This is a genomic window from Terrabacter sp. AAH1 (assembly GCF_054456855.1).
Genome location: NZ_JBTJJV010000012.1, coordinates 1 through 21,464, shown reverse-complemented (window position 1 = coordinate 21,464; position 21,464 = coordinate 1). Strand labels below are relative to the sequence as shown.

Genomic DNA, 21,464 nt, shown 5'->3' with positions numbered 1-21,464 from the left:
CGCTCGTGACGCGTGCTTGACGTTGACGTAAACGTAAAGCAGGATCGACGCCATGACAAGTGCGCCGACGTGGACCATCGCCCAGGTGGCGGAGGAGTTCGGCGTGACCCACCGCACGGTGCGGCACTACGAGGACCTCGGCCTCATCTCCCCCGAGCGGCGCGGCACGCAGCGCGTCTACCACCGCCGCGACCGCACTCGCCTCGGCCTCATCCTGCGCGGCAAGCGGCTGGGGTTCCCCCTCGAGGAGATCCGCACGATCATCGACCTCTTCGACGCCCCCCGCGGCCGGCGCACGCAGCTCGAGTACGTCCTCGGCCAGATCGACGAGCGCCGCGCCGACCTCGACCAGCGGCTGCGCGACATCCAGGACGCCATCGCCGAGCTCGGCGAGTTCGAGCGCCGGTGCCGTGAGGACCTCGACAAGCTCGCGTGACACGATGGGCCCATGAGCGCTGACGACACGAAGATCTCCGCGTACGCCCACCCCGAGCGCCTCGTCACCACCGACTGGCTCGCCGAGCAGGTCGCGGCCGGGGCTGTCGGCGGACCCGACGGCATCGTGGTGCTCGAGTCCGACGAGGACGTCCTGCTCTACGACACCGGCCACATCCCCGGTGCGATCAAGATCGACTGGCACGTCGACCTCAACGACCCGGTCACCCGCGACTACGTCGACGGCGCGCGCTTCGCCGAGGTGATGGGCAAGCGCGGCATCTCGCGCGAGACGACGATCGTGCTGTACGGCGACAAGAGCAACTGGTGGGCGGCATACGCCCTGTGGGTCTTCAGCCTCTTCGGCCACGAGGACGTCCGCCTCCTCGACGGTGGCCGCGCGAAGTGGATCGCCGAGGGACGCGAGATCACCCGCGAGGTCCCGACGCCGACGCCCGTGGAGTACCCGGTGGCCGAGCGCGACGACGCCCCGATCCGCGCGTTCAAGGACGACGTCCTCGCCCACCTCGGCAAGCCGCTCGTCGACGTCCGCTCCCCCGGTGAGTTCTCCGGCGAGCTGCTGCACATGCCCGACTACCCCCAGGAGGGCGCGATGCGTGGCGGCCACATCCCCGGTGCGAAGTCGGTGCCGTGGGCGCGTGCGGCCAACGAGGACGGCTCGTTCAAGTCCCGAGAGGAGCTCGAGGCGATCTACCTCACCGAGCAGGGCCTGGCCCCCAACGACGACGTCGTCGCGTACTGCCGCATCGGCGAGCGCTCCTCGCACACGTGGTTCGTGCTCACTCACCTGCTCGGGTTCGAGACGGTGCGCAACTACGACGGCTCGTGGACCGAGTGGGGCAACTCGGTGCGCGTCCCGATCGAGAGGTGAGCGCATGAGTGAGTCCCCACACGCCGTGTCGCTGCCCACCTCGCTCGCCGAGATCGCCGACGACTTCCGCTCCGCGAGCAACGAACTGAAACTGCAGCTGCTGCTCGAGTTCAGCGACGAGCTGCCCGACCTGCCCGAGCGGTATGCCGGTCACCTCGACCAGCTCGAGCGCGTCGACGAGTGCCAGTCGCCCCTCTTCCTCACGGTCGAGGTCGCGGACGGCGTCTCGCTCGACGACCGCACGGTCAGCCTCTTCTTCGACGCCCCCGCCGAGGCGCCGACGACCCGTGGCTTCGCCGGCATCCTCCACGAGGGGCTCGATGGGCTCAGCGCTGCGGAGGTGCTCGCCGTGCCCGACGACGCCCCGATGCGTTTCGGGCTGGCCGAGGCGGTCTCCCCGCTCCGGATGCGCGGCATGGTCGCCATGCTCGGCCGCATCAAGCGCCAGGTCCGCGCCAAGACCGCCGCGTGACCAGCTGACCCGGAGCACCCCGCGTCACTGTTGCGCCCCATGGAACAGTGACGCAGCCGCGCGGAAGCATCGCTCGCCAGGTGACTACACCAGCCGCGTACGTCACTGTTGCGCCCCGTGGAACAGTGACGTAGCCGCGCGGAAGCGTCGCTCGCCAGGTGACTACACCAGCCGCGTACGTCACTGTTGCGCCCCGTGGAACAGTGACGTGGTGTGCGCGCCGAACACCCCCGTACGAGAGCCCCTGTGGACGACCGCTGCGCGCAGCATGTTCGAAGTTGCAGCCTGAGGTCGTGGCGCGGACGGGAGCGGGGGACGGTGCGGACGACAGGGTCGGACGCTACGTCGTGCGGGTGCGGCGCCTTGCCGACCTGAGCCAGCGGGGCCTGGCCGAGGTGGTGGGGACTACCGCCAGCACCGTCTGCCGCATCGAGTCCGGGGCATCGGTGCCGACGCTGGGGCTCTTCGAGCAGATCCTCGCGGTCGCCGGCCTGAAACTTGCGGTCGTCGATGCGGACGGTTGCGAGGTGATGCCGGTGCCGGAGGACCTGGTTCGCGACAACCAGGGCCGCCGCTTCCCCGCCCACCTCGACCTGGCACCGCCGGACGAGGTGCCCTACGAGCGAGAGGCACGCCCGCGCTACGACCGGCCGCCAGCCCGAGCGTGGTTCAGGCACCGGGCGGCACGCGACCGGGAAGCGCAAGCGGCTCCGCACAGGCAGCGACAGGTCGACCACCCGACCCGGGCAGAGCTGCGCATGCGGGCCAGGCTCAGGCGCGGGCGGCAGCCGGTGGTCGATGCCCCTCCCCCGAGCGACGACTGCACCTGCCCTGACACGTGCTTCGAGGCCTACTGCGCCGCTGACTGCCCGTGCCAGTGCGAGCCCGGCCGAGACCGGTTCGGCCGGCCGCGCGGGGCCGAGGCGACCGGCGGGCTAGTTGACCGGGCCGTCGCCGCCGAGGTGGTCGGGGTCGCGGAAGTAGGTCTTCTTGGCCCGCAGGCCCCGGTTCGCCATCCAGGTGAGGGCCCACAGGACGACGCCGAGCACCAGCAGGCCGCCGCCGATCGTGTAGTGCTCCGACGGCCGGCCCGACAGGGGCAGCACGAGGAAGAAGCAGGCGACCGCTCCGACGACCGGGAGGAACGACGGGGTGACGAAGTGGTCGCTGTCCTTCGGGTCGCGCCTGAGCACGAGCACGACGATGTTGACGATCGTGAACACGCCGAGCAGCAGCAGTGACGTCGTGCCGCCGAGGGCCGAGACCGCGTCCTCGCTCGCACCCGACACGTAGATGATCAGGCCGAAGGCGAGCAGGGTCGTGAAGACGATGGCCGCCCACGGCGTCCGGCGACGCGGGTGCACCCGGCCGAGGAAGTGGGGCAGCACGTCCTGCTTGCTCATCCCGTAGAGCAGGCGCGAGGCCATGAGCATGTTGATCAGGGCCGAGTTCGCGACGGCGAACATCGAGATGAACGGCAGCAGGTCCTTGATCGGGACGTTCGGCGCGGCCCTCTCGACGACCGTCACCAGCGGGGTGTCGCTCGAGGCGAGGTCGCCCACCGGCACGATGGCGACGGCGCAGAGCGACACGAGGACGTAGATGAGTCCCGTCACGCCGATGCCCGTGATCATCATCTTGGGGAAGATCCGCACGGGGTCCTTGGTCTCCTCGGCCATGTTGACCGAGTCCTCGAAGCCGACCATCGCGAAGAACGCGAGCGACGTCGCCGCGGTGACGGCGAAGAACGTCGACTTGTCGCTCGGCGACTCGAAGATCATCGTGCGCGAGAAGTCGCCCTTGCCGCCGAAGATCGCGAAGAAGCCGACGAAGATGACGAGGAGCAGGCCCGACAGCTCGACCAGCGTCAGCACGATGTTGGCCTTGACGCTCTCGCCGACGCCCCGCAGGTTCACCAGCGCGACGACCGCCATGAACCCCAGCGCGATGAGCATGATCAGCGTCGTGTTCTCGTCGTCGAGCCTGAACCCCTTGGCGAGGTTCGACGCGAAGGCCCGCGAGGCCGTCGAGGCCGACGTGATGCCGGAGCACATGACCGTGAAGCAGACGATGAAGGTCAGGAAGTGGATGCCGAACGCCTTGTGGGTGTAGAGCGCCGCGCCGGCTGCCTGCGGGTACTTCGTCACGAGCTCGAGGTACGAGAAGGCGGTGACCATGGCGATGGCGAAGGCGACGATGAACGGTGCCCAGGCCGCACCTCCGACCTCTGCGGCGACGTCTCCCGTGAGCGCGTAGACGCCCGTCCCGAGGATGTCGCCGACGATGAAGAGCAGCAGCAGCCCGGGTCCCATGACCCTTTTCAGCTCGCCGCCCTGGTGGGTCTCCTGTTGTGCAACCTGAGCCATGTCGCCTCCCATGCGTCTGGTCGTGGCCAAGCGCCACGGTGGGTTGCCTGCCTGACCACCTTGGCCCACGCACCACGGTGCGGCAACGGGAGACGCGCCGGGGACTAGCCCGACGGACGGCGGAACACGGCCCGCCAGTGCTGACCCTCGACGGCGCTCAGCTCGACCTGCTCGAGCCCGTCGTCCGCGAACGACAGCAGGCGTCCACGGCTCAGCGCGAACGGCGGACCCGTCGTCGCGTCGGACTCGCCGTCCGTGCGGAACTCCACCACGAACAGCGTGCCTCCCCGGGCGACCAGGCTCCGCACGCCGCGGACCGCCTCCGACCGGGGCGGGTCGGGGAGCGCCTGCACCGTGTAGATCTCGACGACCAGGTCGAACGCGCCGAGCCACTCCCCCGGCAGGTCCAGCAGGTCCGCCACGCGGTAGTCGACGGCGCTGCCCGGGTGCCGCTCCTGCGCCACCCGGACAGCGGTCGGGGCGACGTCGAAGGCCGCCGTGTCGAAGCCCAGCGACGCGAGGTACTCCGCGTCGGCACCGAGACCACACCCCACGACGACGGCGCGACGCCCGCTGCCGTCGGCCGCCTGCGACTCCGCCCACTCCCGCAGCTGCGGTGCGGGCTGGGACCTGTCCCACGGCATGCCGACGACGCCCGAGCAACCCTCCGCGTACAGCCGGTCGAACCAGGAGGTCGGCGCGCCGTCCGAGATGGCTTGCGCCGCAAGCTCATCCGCTCGCTCGTCCCAGTCGCGCGCCATCGTCAGCCCCCGATCCTCGTGCGCACCTCGTACAGCTCGGGGAAGAAGGTCAGGTCGAGCGCGCGACGCAGGAAGTCGACGCCTGTCGACCCGCCGGTGCCGGTCTTCTGGCCGATGGTGCGCTGCACCACCTGCAGGTGCCGGAAGCGCCACTGCTGGAAGTTGTCCTCGAGGTCGACGAGCTCCTCGCACGTCTCGTAGACGCCCCAGTGCTCGTGCGGCTCGGCGTACACGCCGGCGAAGACGTCGACGAGCCCCTGGTCGAGGCGGTAGGGCTGCGTCCAGTCACGGTCGAGCAGGTGGGACGGGACGGCATACCCACGCCGGGACAGGTAGGCGAGGAACTCGTCGTAGAGGCTGCGTTCGTGCAGGAGGGTGTCGAGCTCGCCGCGGGCGCCCTCGTCGTGCGAGAACACGGCGACCATGTCTGCGTTCTTGTTGCCGAGGAGGAACTCGACCTCGCGGTACTGGGCCGACTGGAAGCCCGAGCTCGTGGCGAGGAACGGGCGGATCTCCGCGTACTCGCTCGGCGTCAGCGTCGCGAGCACCGACCACTGGTCGGTGAGGGTGTGCTGGATGTGCTTGACGCGGGCCAGCCGCTTGAGAGCGGGTGCCAGCTCGTCCTCAGCGAGAAGCCTTCGGGCAGAACGCAGCTCGTGGATCATGAGCTTGAGCCACAGCTCCGACGTCTGGTGCTGGATGATGAAGAGCAGCTCGTCGTGCTGCGGCGGGTCGCTGAGCGGCTGCTGCGCGCTGAGCAGCGTGTCGAGCCGCAGGTAGTCGCCGTACGACATCTTGCGCGTGAAGTCGCGCTCGATGCCCTCCTCGAGCTCGCGCTTGACGCGCCGGTCGTCCGTGGCCATGTCGCGATCCTAGGAGGCGCCTCAGCTGGGCCGCGGGCGGATCCTCACGAGGTGCGAGACGACACCCGGGATCCATCCGGTCTCACCACGCATCCACCGCGCGCCGACGAGGTTGTGCGGCACCACGACCGTGTCGGCCCGGGCCGCGACGAGGCCGATGTCGGTGCCGAAGACGTCGGTCACGACGGCCCACTCGCGGGCGCTGTGCCGGGCGAGGTGCTCGCCGATCGCCGTGGCGAACGTGTCGACGATGACGTCGGAGCCGTCGCCGTCGGCCCCCTGGGTCGCCGACCACCGGCGGTACGCGTCGTCGTAGTGGGCGCTGATCGAGCTGAGGTCGTCGATGTCGACGCCCGCCTGCGCGGCGTGGGCCAGCGCCGCGTCGAGGCGTCCGCGCTCGGCCTCCCCCAGCGGCGCCGTGACGGGTCGACCGGTGAAGTCGGACGCGAGCGCGTCGTCGCCGGGCTCATCGGCGTCGTCGGCGGGGGTCGGGTCCGAAGCCGGCTCGTCGTCGCCCTTGTTCTTCTTCGAGAACAGTCCCATGCGGGTCAATCTAGTGTCTGGCGACGGCCTCGGACCCGGCCTGCTCAGCCGAAGGTGTCGGGATCGGGGCCGGTCCTCGTCCCCTGGTCCAGGCCGCGGACGGCCTTGAGGTCGTCCTCGTCCAGCGCGAAGCCGAAGAGGTCGAGGTTCGTGTCGATGCGCTCGGGGGTGACGGACCGGGTCAGCACGACGTTGCCGATCTCCACGTGCCAGCGCAGCGCCACCTGCCCCGGCGTCACGCCGTGCTTCGCGGCGATCCCCGTGACGACCGGGTCGTCGAGGAGCCCGGCGCGGGCCGCGAGCGGGCTCCACGCCTCGGTCACGATGCCGTGCTCGGCGTGGAAGGCGCGCAGCTGCTCCTGCTGGAGGTACGGCGAGAGCTCGATCTGGTTGACCGACGGCAGCACGCCGGTCTCGTCGAGCAGGCGCTGCAGGTGCGACAGCTGGAAGTTGCACACACCGACCGAGCGCACCCGGCCCTCGGACTGGAGCTCGAGCATGGCCTTCCACGCGTCGACGTACGCGTCCTGGGCGGGGGCCGGCCAGTGGATGAGGTAGAGGTCGAGGACGTCGATGCCCAGGCGCCCCATGGACGCGTCGAACGCCGCCGGCACGTCGTGGTGGTCGTCGTTCCAGACCTTCGTGGTGACGAAGACGTCGTCGCGGTCGACGTCGCCGCGGGCCAGGACCCGGCCGACGCCCTCCTCGTTGCCGTAGATGCGGGCGGTGTCGATGTGGCGGTAGCCGACCTCGAGGGCGCGACCGAAGGCGGCGTCGACGTCCGCGTCGGGCACCTCCCAGACACCGAAACCGACCTGCGGGATGGCCAGGCCGGGGGTGGAGGCGTGGCCGAGGGCGAGCGTGGGGACTGACGCGTGTGTGGTCATGGCCTCCACGCTAGGTCGAGCACACCGGTGGTTGATGTGCCCGACCTCACTCCGAGACGGCCGGGAATACGCCTCTGGAGGCGGAATTGACGTGACGTCAGCCCGATAGAGTCCGAGCCATGGCATCCATCAGCAAGGTCCTGATCGCAAATCGTGGTGAGATCGCGGTCCGCATCGCGCGGGCGTGCGCGGACAGCGGCATCGCCTCGGTGGCGGTCTACGCGGACCCCGACCGGGATGCCCTGCACGTGAAGGTCGCCGACGAGGCGTACGCGCTCGGTGGCTCGACGCCCGGCGAGAGCTACCTGCTCGTCGACAAGCTCCTCGACGTCGCGAAGCAGTCCGGCGCCGACGCGGTCCACCCCGGCTACGGCTTCCTCGCCGAGAACGCCGGCTTCGCCCAGGCCGTCATCGACGCCGGGCTCATCTGGATCGGCCCCGGCCCCGAGGCCATCGACTCCCTCGGCGACAAGGTCAAGGCCCGCCACATCGCGACCAAGGCCGGTGCGCCCCTCGTGCCCGGCACCAAGGACCCGGTCGGCGGCGCCGACGAGGTGGTGGCGTTCGCGCAGGAGCACGGGCTCCCGGTGGCGATCAAGGCGGCATACGGCGGCGGCGGACGCGGCCTCAAGGTCGCCCGCACGATGGAGGAGATCCCCGACCTCTACGAGTCGGCCGTGCGCGAGGCCGTCACGGCGTTCGGCCGCGGCGAGTGCTTCGTCGAGCGCTTCCTCGACCGCCCGCGTCACGTCGAGACCCAGTGCCTGGCCGACCAGCACGGCAACGTCGTCGTGGTCTCGACCCGCGACTGCTCGCTGCAGCGCCGCAACCAGAAGCTCGTCGAGGAGGCCCCCGCCCCGTTCCTCACCGACGAGCAGCACGCCGAGCTGCTGCGCGCGTCCAAGGCGATCCTCAAGGAGGCCGGCTACGTCGGTGCCGGCACGTGCGAGTTCCTCGTCGGGCCGCAGGGCGACATCAGCTTCCTCGAGGTCAACACCCGCCTCCAGGTCGAGCACCCGGTCACCGAAGAGGTCACCGGCATCGACCTCGTGCGCGAGCAGTTCCGCATCGCGAACGGCGAGAGCCTCGACTACGGCGACCCCGAGCCGCACGCGCACTCCATCGAGTTCCGCATCAACGGCGAGGACGCCGGCCGCGGCTTCCTCCCGGCCCCCGGCACCGTGACCAGGATGGTCGTGCCGCACGGCCCGGGCGTGCGCTGGGACGCCGGCATCGTCGAGGGCGACACCGTTGCCGGAGCCTTCGACTCGATGATCGCCAAGCTCATCGTCACCGGCAGCACCCGCCAGCAGGCCGTCGAGCGCTCCCGCCGCGCCCTCGCCGAGCTGACCATCGACGGCATGCCCACCGTCGTGCCGTTCCACCGCGCGGTCGTCGCCGACCCGGCCTTCGCGCCCGCCGACGGCACGCCGTTCTCGATCTACACCCGCTGGATCGAGACCGAGTGGGACAACACCGTCGAGCCGTATGCCGGTGGGCCCGGTAGTGGCGCCGACGGCGCCGAGCCCGAGGAGCGCCAGACCGTCGTCGTCGAGGTCGGCGGCAAGCGGCTCGAGGTCTCGCTGCCCGGTGGCCTGTCGCTGGGCGGCGGTGGCGGCTCCGCCGCGAAGAAGAAGGCGCCGAAGCGCTCCGGCGGCGGCAAGTCCGGCGGCGCCGCCTCCGGCGACTCCCTCACCGCCCCCATGCAGGGCACCATCGTCAAGATCGCCGTCGAGGAGGGCACCACGGTCGCTGCCGGCGACCTCGTCATCGTCCTCGAGGCGATGAAGATGGAGCAGCCCATCACCGCCCACAAGGGCGGCGTCCTCACCGGTCTCACCGCGAAGGTCGGCGAGACCGTCACGTCCGGCGCGGTGCTCGCCGAGATCAAGGACGCCGAGGGCTGACCGGGCGACCACCCGGGTCCGTACGCGTCGAGCCGACGACAGGGCCGCCCCACCGTCGCGGTGGGGCGGCCCTCGCCGTGCTGCGGCGGGTCAGCTCCTGGGCGGGTCGCCCAGGGTGATGTCGCCGCCCTGGGTCCCGGCGCCGCCCTGGTTCCCGGCGCCGCCCTGGTTCCCGGCGCTGCTCGGGTCGGGCACGCCCGGCAGGTCCTGCTCGCCCGCGGGGCCGGTGGCCGGCGGGATCTCGGACGGTCCGGGGCTGCCCGGCAGACCGGGGTCCACGGGCGAGGGGTCGTTGGGATCGACGGGAGGCCCGGGCGTGGAGGTCGGCGTGGGGGTCGGCGTGGGGGTCGGTGCCGGGCCGGGGGTCGGTGCCGGGCCGGGGGTCGGCGCCGGGCCGGGCGTGGGAGGGGTGGGAGGCGTCGGCGGCGTCGGCGGAGCGGTGGCCTCGTCGTCCGGCAGACCCAGCTGCTCGCGTACGGCGTCGGCTCCCTTGTCGATCTGGTCGGCGTACTTGCCGCCGGTGCGCTCGTTGATGATCTCCTCGGCCTTGTCGAGCCCCTGCTCGGCCTGGTCCGGGTGGCCCTTGATGAAGTCCTTGGCCTTGTCGATCCAGTCGCTCACTGCGTGCCTCCACGGTCCGAACCGGTCAGGGGCCGGCCCGCGGGCACGGTCGCTCCCCTGGCGCGACGGCGACGCCGCCACGGGCCCGACGTTACGCCTCTGACACACTGGTCAGGTGCTTGCGACCCTCGCCACTGCGACCTCGAACCAGCCGTCCTTCTCGGTGACGAACCTCGTCATCCTCATCGTCGTGGCGGCCCTCGTCTACCCGCTGCAGAAGAAGCTGCGCCAGACCGTGTCGCGCCGCCGCAAGGAGCGGTGGGCCGAGCAGGACCGCCTGGCCGAGCTCGAGAGCGAACGCCAGGACCGTCCGCAGCACCCCGACCAGGGCGTCTGAGCCGATCCCCTGACGCGTCAGTCGGACTGATGCAGCTGGCGCGCCGCCTCGGCGATCGAGCCGGAGAGCGACGGGTAGACGGTGATCGTGCTCGAGACCTGGTCGACGCTGAGCCGGTTCTGCACGGCGAGAGCGACCGGGAAGATCAGCTCGGAGGCCTTGGGCGCGACGACGACCCCGCCGAGCACCGTGCCGTAGCCCTTGCGGCAGAAGAGCTTGACGAACCCGTCGGTGATGCCCTGCATCTTGGCCCGGGGGTTGCGCGCGAGCGGCAGCATAACCGACTCGACGTCGGGTGACTCGTCGGCGGCGCCCTGGCTGATGCCGACGGTCGCGATCTCGGGCTCCGTGAAGATGTTCGCCGCGACGCCACGAACGTTGAGCGGTGCGACGGCGTCGCCGAGCGCGTGCCACATGGCGATGCGGCCCTGCATGGCGGCCACGGAGGCGAGCGGCAGCACGCCGGTGCAGTCACCGGCGGCGTAGATCCCGCCCACGCTGGTGCGCGAGACGCGGTCGACCTGGATGTGGCCCGAGGGGCTGAGCTCGACGCCGAGCTCCTCGAGCCCGAGGTCGGCGGTGTTGGGCACCGAGCCGACGGCGAGCAGGGCGTGGCTGCCCTCGACGGTGCGGCCGTCGACGAGCGTGACGACGACGCCGTCGCCGGTGCGCTCGACCGAGGCGGCCCGCGACGTGCCCAGGACCTCCATGCCGCGCTTGCGGAAGACGTCCTCGATCACGGTGGCGGCGTCGGCGTCCTCGCCCGGCAGCACCCGCTCGCGCGAGGAGACGAGCACGACCTGGGAGCCGAGGCCGAGGTAGGCCTGGGCGAGCTCGGCGCCGGTGACGCCGGAGCCGATGACGATGATCCGTTCGGGCAGCTCCTCGAGGGAGTAGATCTGCTGCCAGGTCAGGATCCGCTCGCCGTCGGGGCGCATCGTGTCCATGACCCGGGGTGCTGCGCCGGTGGCGAGCAGCACGACGTCCGCGGCCAGCTCCTGCGTGGTGCCGTCGGCGAGCTCGGCGACGACCGCCTCGCGCCCGGAGACCCGGGCGGTGCCGCGGAGCACGGTCACGCCGACCTGCTCGAGGCTGCCCTGGATGTCGGCGCTCTGGGCGGCGGCGAGCTCGAGGATGCGACCGTTGACCGTGTGCGCCTGGGCGACCGCGTCGGACACCTCGTCACCGTCGTCGTCCTGGAGCCGCACTCCGAGCTGCGAGGCTGTCTCGAAGTCGGACATGTAGTCGGCGGTCGCGATGAGCGCCTTGCTCGGCACGCAGTCGGTGAGCACGGCCGCGCCACCGAGTCCGTCGCGCTCGACGATGGTGACGCGTGCGCCGAGCTGTGCGGCGACGAGGGCCGCCTCGTAGCCGCCGGGGCCACCTCCGATGATGACAACGGACGTCTCGCGCGTGATCACGTGCTCCATCCAACCATCCCCCGGACGACCCCGAGGTCGGGCTCCGCACCCTGGCGGGACCGGTGCGCCGGTCAGGACGACCTCGCTAGAGTCCACATCGTGAACAGCACCTCCCGCGACCTCAACGACCCCTCCACCGACCCGTTCGACGTCGCCGCCGACGCGGCCGCCGTGATCGCCGAGCGCACGGGCGTCGAGCGCCACGACGTCGCGCTCGTGCTCGGGTCGGGCTGGGGCCAGACGGCCGACCTCATCGGCGAGACGCTCGCCACCGTCGACAACGCCGACGTGCCCGGCTTCCACAAGGCCGCCGTGGTCGGCCACTCGGGCAGCATGCGCTCGGTGGCGATCGGCGACACCGGCCGCCGTGCCCTCGTCTTCGGCACCCGCACCCACTTCTACGAGGGGCGTGGCGTGCGCTCGGTCGTCCACGGCGTGCGCACGGCGAAGGCCGCCGGCTGCTCGACGATCGTGCTGACCAACGGCTGCGGCGGGCTCAACCCGGCCTGGGCGCCCGGCACGCCCGTGCTCATCCGCGACCACATCAACCTCACGGCCCACTCCCCCATCGAGGGCGCGAACTTCGTCGACCTCACCGACGTCTACACGCCGCGGCTGCGCGACCTCGCCCGCGAGGTCGACCCGGACCTCGACGAGGGCGTCTACGTCCAGTTCCGCGGGCCGCACTACGAGACGCCTGCCGAGGTGCAGATGGCCAAGGTCATCGGTGGCGACCTCGTCGGCATGTCGACGACGCTCGAGGCGATCGCCGCGCGTCAGAGCGGTCTCGACGTGCTCGGCATCTCGCTCGTGACGAACCTCGCCGCAGGCATCTCCGAGACCCCGCTGAGCCACGACGAGGTGCTCGAGGCCGGACAGCTCGCCGCCGAGCGGTGCGGGCGCCTGCTCGCCGCCGTCGTGGGGCGCCTGTGATGACCGCCGTGGACGCCACCGAGACCATGTATGCCGCCGCGCGGGCCTGGCGCGACGACGACCCCGACCCGACGACGCGGGCCGAGCTCGACGCGCTGCTCACCCGGGCGACCGACGGGGACGGCGACGCCGAGGCCGACCTCGCCGACCGCATGTCGGGCCTGCTCGAGTTCGGCACCGCGGGGCTGCGCGGGGCGCTCGGGGCGGGCCCCAACCGCATGAACCGCAGCGTGGTCATCCGTGCGGCCGCCGGCCTGACGGCATACCTCAAGGACGAAGGGCGTGCGGGCGAGCACCCGACCGTGGTGATCGGCTACGACGCCCGCTACAACTCCGACGTCTTCGCCCGCGACACGGCCGCCGTCGTCGTCGCGGCCGGGGGTCGGGCGATGCTGCTGCCCCAGCCGCTGCCCACCCCGGTGCTCGCCTTCGCGATCCGCCACCTCGGCGCCCACGCCGGGGTCATGGTGACGGCCAGCCACAACCCGCCACAGGACAACGGCTACAAGGTCTACCTCGGCGACGGGAGCCAGATCGTGCCCCCGGCCGACGGCGAGATCGCGGCCCACATCGGTCGCGTCGAGCGGGTCGCCGACGTGCCTCGCGCCTCCGAGGGCTGGGTGACGCTCGGCGACAACCTCCTCGAGAGCTACATCGACGCCGTCGCCACGGTCGTCGCGCCCGACTCGCCCCGCGATCTGCGCGTCGTCCACACCAGCCTGCACGGGGTCGGCCACGGCACGGTGCACGCCGCGTTCGTGCGGGCCGGGTTCGCGGCGCCGATCCCGGTCGACGAGCAGGCGGTGCCCGACCCGGACTTCCCGACGGTGGCGTTCCCCAACCCCGAGGAGAAGGGCGCCATCGACCTGGCCCTGGCACGGGCCCGGGCGGTCGGGTGCGACCTCGTCATCGCGAGCGACCCTGACGCCGACCGGTGCGCGGCAGCCGTCCTGGACCCGGCCCTCGGTGACTGGCGCATGCTGCGGGGCGACGAGGTGGGGGCGCTGCTCGGCGCGCACGTCGTGCGGCGCGGGGTCTCCCGTCGCGACGTCTTCGCGAACTCCATCGTGTCGTCGCGCCTGCTCGCCTCGATCGCCAGGGCCGCCAAGCTCGCCCACGAGGAGACGCTCACCGGCTTCAAGTGGATCTCGCGCGTGCGCCGGCTGAGGTTCGGCTACGAGGAAGCCCTCGGCTACTGCGTCGCGCCGCGCCTCGTGCGCGACAAGGACGGCGTCAGCGCGGCGCTGTTGCTCGCCGAGCTGGCCGCGACCCTCAAGGCCGAGGGGCGCACCCTCACCGACCTGCTCGACGACCTCGCCGTCGAGCACGGCGTGCACGCCACCGACTCGTTCTCGGTGCGCGTCTCGGACCTCGCCCAGACCGAGGCCCTGATGGGCCGGCTGCGCGAGGAGCCGCCCACGACGGTGGCCGGCACCGAGGTCACCCGCGCCGACGACCTCGCGCGCGGCGACGGCGGTCTCCCGCCGACCGAGGGCCTGCGCTACCACCTGGCCGACCGGTCGCGCATCATCGTGCGCCCCAGCGGCACCGAGCCGAAGGTGAAGGTCTACCTCGAGGTCATCGAGCCGGTGACCGACGCTGCCGGGCTCGCAGAGGCCAAGGCGGTCGCCGAGACGCGGCTGGCCGCGGTCCGCGCCGACATGGAGCGCCTCACGTCGCTCTGAGCCCGCTGCGGACCCCCGATGGGGCCCGCAGTGGGGGACGGTCGTGGGCCTGTGATGGGCCCTCGAGGCCGGTTGTCAGGCGACGAAGGTCGCGATGACGAAGAAGGCGATCGCGGCCAGCAGGAGCCCCACCGAGACGGGGTCCCACGCCTGGGTCGCGATGCGCGGGGTGCGGCCGTCCTTGCGCTTGCGGTCGGCCGCGATGAGCCGCTCGACCTCCGCTGCGACCAGCTGCGCCTGCACCTTCGACTTCGTCGGCAGCTCGGTGGTGCCGCGCCCGCGCACCTGGTTCGCACCGAGGCTCAGCATGCCGCGGCCGTACCTCGGGCGGCCCGGGTCCGCCGGCACGCCCCAAGCCGTGTAGCGCGCGCCGTCGGCGACGAGCTCGAGCGACCAGCGCGAGCGCACCTCGGTGATGGCCGGCCAGGTCAGCTCGACCGTGCGCAGGGGGTTCACGAGGCGCAGGCCCTCCGAGTGGACGACGACGCACGGGTGCACGACGAAGAGCCAGACGAGCACGAGGACGAGCAGCACCCCGGAGACGAGCGACCAGCTGCGCGGTGGCGTCAGCAGGGCCGGCACGAGCAGGGCGAAGCCGCACAGGCCGGCGATGACACCGACCGCGATGGCCGACCCGGGCCGCAGCGTCTGCGCGTCGTGGCCGCCTGCGCCCGGGGTGGCCCGGGTGGGCTCGGGGTGCTGGGGTTCAGGACTCACGGTGGCACTCTCTCACGCGTCACGGGCCGTCTCGAATGGTGGATAGACTCCCGTGGTGACTGTTAGCACCACGACGCGCTCCGCGCAGGAACTCACCGCTCAGGCGCGTGACGTCCTCGGGGTGTCGCGCCTGACGAACTCCGCCCTCACCTCGTGGCTCCACGGCCTCCCCGGCGTCGACCAGGTCGGCTGCGAGGGCCGCGCCGCGGCGCTCGGCACCCGCTCGATCAAGACCACGAGCAAGGCCTGGGCCATCGACACGGCCATCGGGATGATCGACCTCACCACGCTCGAGGGCGCCGACACCGTCGGCAAGGTCCGCTCGCTGTGCGCGAAGGCGCTCGTGCCCGACGCGCTCGACCCGACGACCCCTCGCCCGGCCGCCATCTGCGTCTACGGCGACATGGTCGCGACGGCGAAGGCGGCCCTCGGCGACAGCGGCATCCACGTCGCGGCCGTCGCCACGGCGTTCCCGTCGGGCCGCGCCAGCATGCCGGTCAAGCTCGCCGACACCCGTGACGCCGTCGAGGCAGGCGCCGACGAGATCGACATGGTGATCGACCGTGGCGCCTTCCTCTCCGGCGACTACCTGACGGTCTTCAACCAGATCGCGGAGGTGAAGCAGGCCTGCGGCGACACGCACCTCAAGGTGATCATGGAGACCGGCGAGCTCGTCACCTACGACAACGTGCGCCGCGCCTCGTACCTCTCGATGCTTGCCGGCGGCGACTTCATCAAGACGTCCACGGGCAAGGTGCAGCCGGCGGCGACCCTGCCCGTCACGCTCATCATGCTCGAGGCGGTGCGCGACTGGCGCGAGCTCACCGGCGTGCAGGTCGGCGTCAAGCCGGCCGGTGGCATCAAGACCACCAAGGACGCCATCAAGTACCTCGTCATGGTCAGCGAGATCGCGGGTGACGACTGGATGACCCCGCAGTGGTTCCGGTTCGGCGCCTCGAGCCTGCTCAACGACCTCCTCCTCCAGCGTCAGAAGCTCGCGACCGGTGCCTACTCGGGCGCCGACTACGTGACCATCGACTGACGGTCCGCCACGTCACGACGCCCTTGACTGCACCGACAGAGCTCACGAAAGACACCCTGATGCCCACGTTCGAGTACGCCCCCGCGCCTGAGTCACGCGCGATCGTCACGATCGAGAAGTCCTACGGCCTCTTCATCGACGGAGCGTTCACCCGCCCCAAGGCGACCTTCGCCACGATCAACCCGGCCGACGAGACGGTGCTGGCCGAGGTCAGCCAGGCCGGCCCGAAGGACGTCGACAAGGCCGTCGCCGCCGCCCGCCGCGCCTACGAGGGCGTCTGGGGCACAATGCCCGGCGCCGAGCGCGGCAAGTACCTCTTCCGCATCGCCCGCATCCTGCAGGAGCGTGCCCGCGAGTTCGCCGTCCTCGAGACCCTCGACAACGGCAAGCCCATCAAGGAGACCCGCGACGTCGACGTGCCGACGGCGGCCGCGCACTTCTTCTACCACGCCGGCTGGGCCGACAAGCTGGAGTATGCCGGCCTGTCCGCCGGCGGGGCCGAGGCGCCTCGGCCGCACGGTGTCGTCGGCCAGGTCATCCCGTGGAACTTCCCGCTGCTCATGCTCGCGTGGAAGATCGCGCCGGCCCTCGCGACCGGCAACACCGTGGTGCTCAAGCCCGCCGAGACGACGCCGCTGTCGGCGCTGCTCTTCGCCGAGGTGTGCCAGCAGGCCGACCTGCCCGCGGGTGTCGTCAACATCATCACGGGTGACGGCCGCACCGGCCAGGCGCTCGTCGAGCACCCCGACGTCGACAAGGTCGCCTTCACCGGCTCGACCGAGGTCGGCAAGATGATCGCGCGCTCGATCGCCGGCACGTCGAAGAAGGCGACCCTCGAGCTCGGCGGCAAGGCCGCCAACATCGTCTTCGACGACGCCCCCATCGACCAGGCCGTCGAGGGGATCGTCAGCGGCATCTTCTTCAACCAGGGCCAGGTCTGCTGCGCCGGCTCGCGCCTGCTCGTGCAGGAGAACGTGCACGACCAGGTCATCGCCAAGCTGAAGCGCCGCCTCGGCACGCTCCGCGTCGGCGACCCGATGGACAAGAACAGCGACCTCGGCGCCATCAACAGCAAGGCACAGCTCGACCGCATCACGGCGCTCGTCGAGGCCGGCGTCGCCGAGGGCGCCGAGCGTTGGAGCCCCGAATGCTCCTTGCCCGCAAAGGGATTCTGGTTCCCGCCCACGGTGCTCACCGGCGTCTCGCAGACGCACCGTGTCGCCACCGAGGAGATCTTCGGCCCGGTGCTGTCGGTGCTGACGTTCCGCACGCCCCAGGAGGCGGTGGCGAAGGCGAACAACACGGCATACGGCCTCTCCGCCGGCGTGTGGACCGAGAAGGGCTCGCGCATCCTCTGGATGGCCGACCAGCTCAAGGCCGGTGTGGTCTGGGCCAACACCTTCAACCGCTTCGACCCGACGTCGCCGTTCGGCGGCTACAAGGAGTCGGGCTACGGCCGCGAGGGCGGCCGCCACGGCCTCGAGGCCTACGTCACCACTTCCCCTGCGACATCCTCCACACAGCTGACGGGAGCCACCCGATGAGCCGCCTCGACGTGCGCAAGACCTACAAGCTCTACATCGGCGGCAAGTTCCCGCGCAGCGAGTCGGGCCGCTCCTACGAGATCGTCTCTGCCAAGGGCGAGTTCCTCGCCAACGCCTCGATGGGCTCGCGCAAGGACGTCCGCGACGCCGTGGTCGCAGCGCGTACGGCGCTGTCGGGCTGGTCCGGCGCGACTCCCTTCAACCGCGGCCAGGTGCTCTACCGCGTGGCCGAGGTGCTCGAGGGACGTCGTGCCCAGTTCATCGAGGAGGTCGCGGCCGGCGAGGGCCTCTCGACCCGCGCGGCCGGTGCCGCCGTCGACGCCGCGATCGACCGCGTCGTCTGGTACGCCGGCTGGACCGACAAGATCGCGCAGGTTCTCGGCAACCTCAACCCCGTGGCCGGTCCGTTCTTCAACGTGTCCGCTCCCGAGCCGACCGGTGTCGTGGGCGTGCTCGCGCCGCAAGGCTCCTCGCTGCTCGGTCTCGTGTCGGTGATCGCCCCGGTCATCGCGTCGGGCAACACGGCGGTCGTCGTGAGCTCGGCCGACCGCCCGCTGCCTGCCGTCACGCTCGGTGAGGTGCTCGCGACGTCCGACGTCCCCGGCGGGGTCGTCAACATCATCACCGCCCGCACGGCCGAGGTCGCCTCGTGGCTTGCCGCACACCGTGACGTCAACGCCATCGACCTCACCGGCGTGGCGGGTGCCGACGGCGTCGACTGGGCCGCGCTCGAGGCCGAGGCCGCCGGCAACCTCAAGCGGGTCTACCGTCCGATGGTGGTCGACGGCCGGCCCGTCGAGCCCGACTGGAACGCCGACCCGGGGCTCGGCCGCATCCGCGCCTTCGTCGAGACCAAGACCGTCTGGCACCCCAAGGGTCTCTGAGCATCCGGTGCGGAGCGCACGAGGAGGACGACAGGTGGGCTCCGTCGACGACGCGGCAGTGGGCCGCCGCCGGGTCATCCTGCTGACCGGCCCGAGCGGGTCGGGCAAGAGCCGGCTCTCGGCGCGGCTCAACGCGACCCACGGGTGGCCCGTCGTGCGTCTCGACGACTTCTACCGAGAGGCGAGCGACCCTGCTCTGCCGCGCTCCCCGCTCGGCATCGCCGACTGGGACCACCCCGGCTCCTGGGACGCCGGCGCAGCCGTCGCGGCGCTGCGCTCCCTCGTCGACCACGGCTCCGTCGAGGTTCCCGTCTACGACATCGGCGCCTCGGCCGTCACCGGCCGCCACACCGTGACGGCCCGCCCGCACGACTACGTGCTGGCCGAGGGACTCTTCGCCGGACGCCTCGTGGAGCCCCTGTCGGCCGAAGGGCTGCTCGCCGACGCGCTGTGCGTGCGCCAGAACCGCACGCTGACGGCCCTGCGCCGCTTCGTCCGCGACCTGTCGGAGCGGCGCAAGCCACCCCACATCCTCGTGCGACGCGGCCTCACGCTGTGGCGTGACGAGCCCGCGGTGGTCGCCCGGGCCCGGTCCGACGGGGCCCGCTGCGTGCACCCGCGCGAGGCGGAGGCCGAGCTCGGCGCGCTGCTCGGGACGGCGGCGGGGCGATGAAGCTCGTCGGGATGCTCGGCGGCATGAGCTGGGAGTCGAGCGCCGAGTACTACCGCCTGGCGAACGAGCTCGTGCGCGAGCGGGTCGGAGGCCTCGCCTCGGCCCGCCTGCTGCTGCACTCGGTCGACTTCGCCGAGGTGGAGCGCCTTCAGGCACAGGGGCGCTGGGACGAGGCGGGAGACCTGCTCGCGACCGCCGCTGCCGAGCTCGAGGCAGGCGGCGCGGAACTGCTGGTCCTCTGCACCAACACGATGCACAAGGTCGCCGACACCGTCGAGCGGGCCGTGTCGATCCCGCTTCTCCACATCGGCGACGTCACGGCCGCGGCCGTGCGTCTCCACGGACTCTCGCGCGTCGGGCTGCTCGCCACCGCGTACACCATGGAGCAGCCCTTCCTGCGCGAGCGGCTGGCCGGGCACGGGCTCACCGTCCTCGTGCCCGAGGCCCACGACCGGGCCGTGGTGCACCGCATCATCTACGACGAGCTGTGCGTCGGGGTCGTCAGCGACGAGTCACGGCGGGCCTACCGCGAGATCATCGGCCGGCTCGTGGCGGCCGGCGCCGAGGGCATCGTCCTCGGCTGCACCGAGATCGAGCTCCTCGTCGACCAGACGGACTCGCCGGTGCCGGTCTTCCCCACGACGCGCCTGCACGTCGAGGCCGCGGTCTCGGCCGCCCTCGCGACCGGCTGACCGCCCCGTCACCAGCAGACGTCAGCCGATCGGCGGCGCCTCGTAGCCCAGGTCGGCGTAGCCGGGCTTGATGACCCCGTCGATGAGTGCCAGGCGCTCGTCGAACGGGATGAACGCCGACTTCATCGCATTGATGGTCACCCACCGCAGGTCCCCGAGCGTCCAGCCCGCCTCGTCACGCAGCAACGCGGCCTCGCGGCTCATCGACGTGCCGCTCATGAGCCGGTTGTCGGTGTTGAGCGTGACCCGGAAACGCAGCCGCCGCAGCAGCGTGATCGGGTGCAGCGCGATGGACGGCGCCGCCGAGGTCTGCAGGTTGCTGCTCGGGCACATCTCGAGCGGGATCCGCTTGTCGCGCACGTAGGCCGCCAGACGGCCCAGACGCACCCGGTCGAGCTCGAGCGTCGTCAGGGCGCTCGCGTCACCCTTGTTGCCTTCGAGCCACTCGTCGAACGGCGAGCCGTCGACCGTGATGTCGTCGACGATGCGCACGCCGTGGCCGAGCCGGTCGGCCCCGCACCACTGGATGGCCTGCCAGATCGAGGGCAGGCCGAAGGCCTCACCGGCGTGGATGGTGAAGTGGAAGTTCTCGCGCTGGAGGTACTCGAAGGCGTCGAGGTGACGGGTGGGCGGGTAGCCGGCCTCGGCACCCGCGATGTCGAAGCCCGAGACCCCCTCGTCGCGGTAGCGGATGGCGAGCTCGGCGATCTCGGTGGACTTGGCTGCGTGGCGCATGGCGGTGAGCAGCGACGTGACGCGGATCGGGTGACCCGCCGCAGCAGCCTTGGCCTCGCCGTCGCGCAGACCCGCGTTCACGGCCTCCACGACGCCTTCGAGGGTCAGGCCCTGGGTGAGGTGCTGCTCGGGCGCGTAGCGGCTCTCGGCGTAGACGACGCCGTCGGCAGCGAGGTCCTGGGCGCACTCGCTCGCCACCCGGAACAGGCCCTCGCGGGTCTGCATCACCGCGAGCGTGTGGTCGAACGTCTCGAGGTAGCGCGGCAGCGACCCGGAGTCCGCGCTCTCGCGGAACCAACGTCCCAGGTCAGCGGCCGTGCTCTCGGGCAGGCCGTCATAGCCACACTCCCGGGCCAGCTCGAGGATCGTCTGGGGCCGCAGGCCACCGTCGAGGTGGTCGTGCAGCAGCACCTTGGGGGCGCGCACCAGCTCGCCGGGCGCGCCCTGCTCGACCGTGGTCACCGGGCCTCCCCCGCGTTCTCCTCGTCCTCCGCGTCGCGGTGCACGGTGTCTGGGCTGAACGCGGGCAGGCACACCGCGACGTACTCGGCGCCCTCAGGCCCGCACGAGTAGCGGATGCGCTCGCCACCTCGGGTGAGCACCGACTGGCCGGCACCCACTTCGATGGTGCCGCCGTCGTGGTCGACGAGCACGGTGCCGGCCAGGACGAGCGTGATCTCGTCGAACTCGGGCCTCTGAAACGGCTCGGACCAGCCGGCCGGGGCCACCATGCGCGCCACGGAGACCGAGCTCTGAAGGCCGGCGTCGGGGGTGTTGACGGCACCGACGTGCTCGTCGATGACCTTGCCGCCGGGAACGGGGATACGCGTCGGGGAGGGGATGAGTTCAGGCACGAGCCAACCCTAGTGGACGCGAAAAGGCCGGGAAATGCGACAACCCCGCCACAGGTGTGGCGGGGTTGTCGTGAATGGTTGTCCGGCTGCGTCCTACTCTCCCACACCGTCACCAGTGCAGTACCATCGGCGCTGAAGGGCTTAGCTTCCGGGTTCGGAATGGAGCCGGGCGTTTCCCCTTCGCTATGACAGCCGAAACT

At 71.5% G+C, this 21,464-nt stretch carries 22 protein-coding genes, 1 rRNA gene and 1 pseudogene; 13 read left to right on the top strand and 11 right to left on the bottom strand.

The genetic code is table 11. The features are described from left to right. Positions 1-52: 52 nt before the first annotated feature. The 4 genes and pseudogenes from ACXR8F_RS16585 to ACXR8F_RS16570 all read left to right on the top strand — a co-directional run. Entirely contained in the window at positions 53-436 is a 384-nt protein-coding gene (locus ACXR8F_RS16585) for a MerR family transcriptional regulator (RefSeq protein WP_458802104.1), read from the top strand. Positions 437-448: 12 nt separating this feature from the next. After that, entirely contained in the window at positions 449-1,327 is an 879-nt protein-coding gene (locus ACXR8F_RS16580) for a sulfurtransferase (RefSeq protein ID WP_458802102.1), read from the top strand. Between the two features lie 4 nt (positions 1,328-1,331). After that, on the top strand, positions 1,332-1,799 hold the full coding sequence (locus ACXR8F_RS16575; protein ID WP_458802100.1) for a SufE family protein: 468 nt from the start codon (positions 1,332-1,334) through the stop codon (positions 1,797-1,799). A gap of 158 nt (positions 1,800-1,957) precedes the next feature. Continuing rightward, a pseudogene (locus ACXR8F_RS16570) lies at positions 1,958-2,299 on the top strand (helix-turn-helix transcriptional regulator); the annotation flags it as partial. Between the two features lie 435 nt (positions 2,300-2,734). Here the strand turns inward: ACXR8F_RS16570 and ACXR8F_RS16565 are convergent. The 5 genes from ACXR8F_RS16565 to ACXR8F_RS16545 all read right to left on the bottom strand — a co-directional run bounded on the left by ACXR8F_RS16565 (position 2,735) and on the right by ACXR8F_RS16545 (position 7,219). Beyond that, positions 2,735-4,165, bottom strand: a complete 1,431-nt coding sequence (locus ACXR8F_RS16565) for an APC family permease (protein WP_458802099.1) — start codon at positions 4,163-4,165, stop codon at positions 2,735-2,737. A gap of 104 nt (positions 4,166-4,269) precedes the next feature. Further along, positions 4,270-4,926 (bottom strand): class I SAM-dependent methyltransferase, encoded by a 657-nt coding sequence (locus ACXR8F_RS16560; protein WP_458802097.1) that lies wholly within the window; start codon positions 4,924-4,926, stop codon positions 4,270-4,272. Between the two features lie 2 nt (positions 4,927-4,928). Next, positions 4,929-5,789, bottom strand: a complete 861-nt coding sequence (locus ACXR8F_RS16555) for a tryptophan 2,3-dioxygenase (RefSeq protein ID WP_458802095.1) — start codon at positions 5,787-5,789, stop codon at positions 4,929-4,931. A gap of 21 nt (positions 5,790-5,810) precedes the next feature. Continuing rightward, positions 5,811-6,332, bottom strand: a complete 522-nt coding sequence (locus tag ACXR8F_RS16550; protein ID WP_458802093.1) for a DUF3806 domain-containing protein — start codon at positions 6,330-6,332, stop codon at positions 5,811-5,813. 44 nt (positions 6,333-6,376) lie between these two features. Then, entirely contained in the window at positions 6,377-7,219 is an 843-nt protein-coding gene (locus tag ACXR8F_RS16545; RefSeq protein ID WP_458802090.1) for an aldo/keto reductase, read from the bottom strand. A 119-nt stretch (positions 7,220-7,338) separates the two neighbouring features. Between ACXR8F_RS16545 and ACXR8F_RS16540 the strand changes: the two genes are divergently transcribed. Continuing rightward, positions 7,339-9,126: an acetyl/propionyl/methylcrotonyl-CoA carboxylase subunit alpha gene (locus tag ACXR8F_RS16540; protein ID WP_458802088.1), complete on the top strand. Its 1,788-nt coding sequence runs from the start codon at positions 7,339-7,341 to the stop codon at positions 9,124-9,126. A gap of 90 nt (positions 9,127-9,216) precedes the next feature. On the opposite strand, the gene ACXR8F_RS16535 is transcribed toward ACXR8F_RS16540, so the two are convergent. Continuing rightward, on the bottom strand, positions 9,217-9,747 hold the full coding sequence (locus ACXR8F_RS16535) for an antitoxin (protein ID WP_458802086.1): 531 nt from the start codon (positions 9,745-9,747) through the stop codon (positions 9,217-9,219). A 115-nt stretch (positions 9,748-9,862) separates the two neighbouring features. Between ACXR8F_RS16535 and ACXR8F_RS16530 the strand changes: the two genes are divergently transcribed. Beyond that, the gene (locus ACXR8F_RS16530) at positions 9,863-10,084 is read left to right on the top strand and encodes a hypothetical protein (protein WP_458802084.1); all 222 of its coding nucleotides are present in this window, start codon (positions 9,863-9,865) and stop codon (positions 10,082-10,084) included. Positions 10,085-10,101: 17 nt separating this feature from the next. Here ACXR8F_RS16530 and ACXR8F_RS16525 read toward each other — a convergent pair whose 3' ends face one another. Beyond that, positions 10,102-11,514, bottom strand: coding sequence for an NAD(P)H-quinone dehydrogenase (locus tag ACXR8F_RS16525; RefSeq protein ID WP_458802082.1), 1,413 nt, complete (start codon positions 11,512-11,514; stop codon positions 10,102-10,104). A 90-nt stretch (positions 11,515-11,604) separates the two neighbouring features. Between ACXR8F_RS16525 and ACXR8F_RS16520 the strand changes: the two genes are divergently transcribed. Together ACXR8F_RS16520 and ACXR8F_RS16515 are read left to right on the top strand one after the other, a co-directional pair. Continuing rightward, a complete protein-coding gene (locus tag ACXR8F_RS16520) occupies positions 11,605-12,438 on the top strand; it encodes a purine-nucleoside phosphorylase (protein WP_045192781.1) in 834 nt (277 codons plus the stop codon). Beyond that, positions 12,438-14,123 (top strand): phospho-sugar mutase, encoded by a 1,686-nt coding sequence (locus ACXR8F_RS16515; protein ID WP_458802080.1) that lies wholly within the window; start codon positions 12,438-12,440, stop codon positions 14,121-14,123. The genes ACXR8F_RS16520 and ACXR8F_RS16515 overlap by 1 nt, the downstream gene beginning before the upstream one ends. A 75-nt stretch (positions 14,124-14,198) precedes the next feature. Here the strand turns inward: ACXR8F_RS16515 and ACXR8F_RS16510 are convergent, their stop codons facing one another. After that, positions 14,199-14,840, bottom strand: a complete 642-nt coding sequence (locus tag ACXR8F_RS16510; RefSeq protein WP_458802078.1) for a PH domain-containing protein — start codon at positions 14,838-14,840, stop codon at positions 14,199-14,201. Between the two features lie 55 nt (positions 14,841-14,895). Here ACXR8F_RS16510 and deoC point away from each other — a divergent pair, with 55 nt between their 5' ends. Genes deoC through ACXR8F_RS16485 form a run of 5 tightly spaced genes read left to right on the top strand, consistent with a single transcriptional unit; the run spans position 14,896 to position 19,675 of the window. Next, the gene (deoC, locus tag ACXR8F_RS16505) at positions 14,896-15,882 is read left to right on the top strand and encodes a deoxyribose-phosphate aldolase (RefSeq protein WP_458802076.1); all 987 of its coding nucleotides are present in this window, start codon (positions 14,896-14,898) and stop codon (positions 15,880-15,882) included. Between the two features lie 59 nt (positions 15,883-15,941). After that, positions 15,942-17,426, top strand: a complete 1,485-nt coding sequence (locus ACXR8F_RS16500; RefSeq protein WP_458802074.1) for an aldehyde dehydrogenase family protein — start codon at positions 15,942-15,944, stop codon at positions 17,424-17,426. Next, positions 17,423-18,310 (top strand): aldehyde dehydrogenase family protein, encoded by an 888-nt coding sequence (locus ACXR8F_RS16495; RefSeq protein WP_458802072.1) that lies wholly within the window; start codon positions 17,423-17,425, stop codon positions 18,308-18,310. The genes ACXR8F_RS16500 and ACXR8F_RS16495 overlap by 4 nt, the downstream gene beginning before the upstream one ends. 34 nt (positions 18,311-18,344) lie before the next feature. After that, a complete protein-coding gene (locus ACXR8F_RS16490; protein WP_458802070.1) occupies positions 18,345-18,983 on the top strand; it encodes a uridine kinase family protein in 639 nt (212 codons plus the stop codon). Further along, entirely contained in the window at positions 18,980-19,675 is a 696-nt protein-coding gene (locus ACXR8F_RS16485) for an aspartate/glutamate racemase family protein (protein ID WP_458802068.1), read from the top strand. Before ACXR8F_RS16490 ends, ACXR8F_RS16485 begins: the two co-directional genes overlap by 4 nt. A gap of 21 nt (positions 19,676-19,696) precedes the next feature. Here ACXR8F_RS16485 and ACXR8F_RS16480 read toward each other — a convergent pair whose 3' ends face one another. From ACXR8F_RS16480 to rrf, 3 genes are all read right to left on the bottom strand, one after another. Further along, positions 19,697-20,872, bottom strand: a complete 1,176-nt coding sequence (locus tag ACXR8F_RS16480) for an adenosine deaminase (RefSeq protein WP_458802067.1) — start codon at positions 20,870-20,872, stop codon at positions 19,697-19,699. After that, positions 20,869-21,264 (bottom strand): cupin domain-containing protein, encoded by a 396-nt coding sequence (locus ACXR8F_RS16475; protein WP_045192770.1) that lies wholly within the window; start codon positions 21,262-21,264, stop codon positions 20,869-20,871. Before ACXR8F_RS16475 ends, ACXR8F_RS16480 begins: the two co-directional genes overlap by 4 nt. Positions 21,265-21,344: 80 nt before the next feature. Further along, positions 21,345-21,461, bottom strand: a 5S ribosomal RNA gene (gene rrf / locus ACXR8F_RS16470). Between the last annotated feature and the right edge of the window lie 3 nt (positions 21,462-21,464).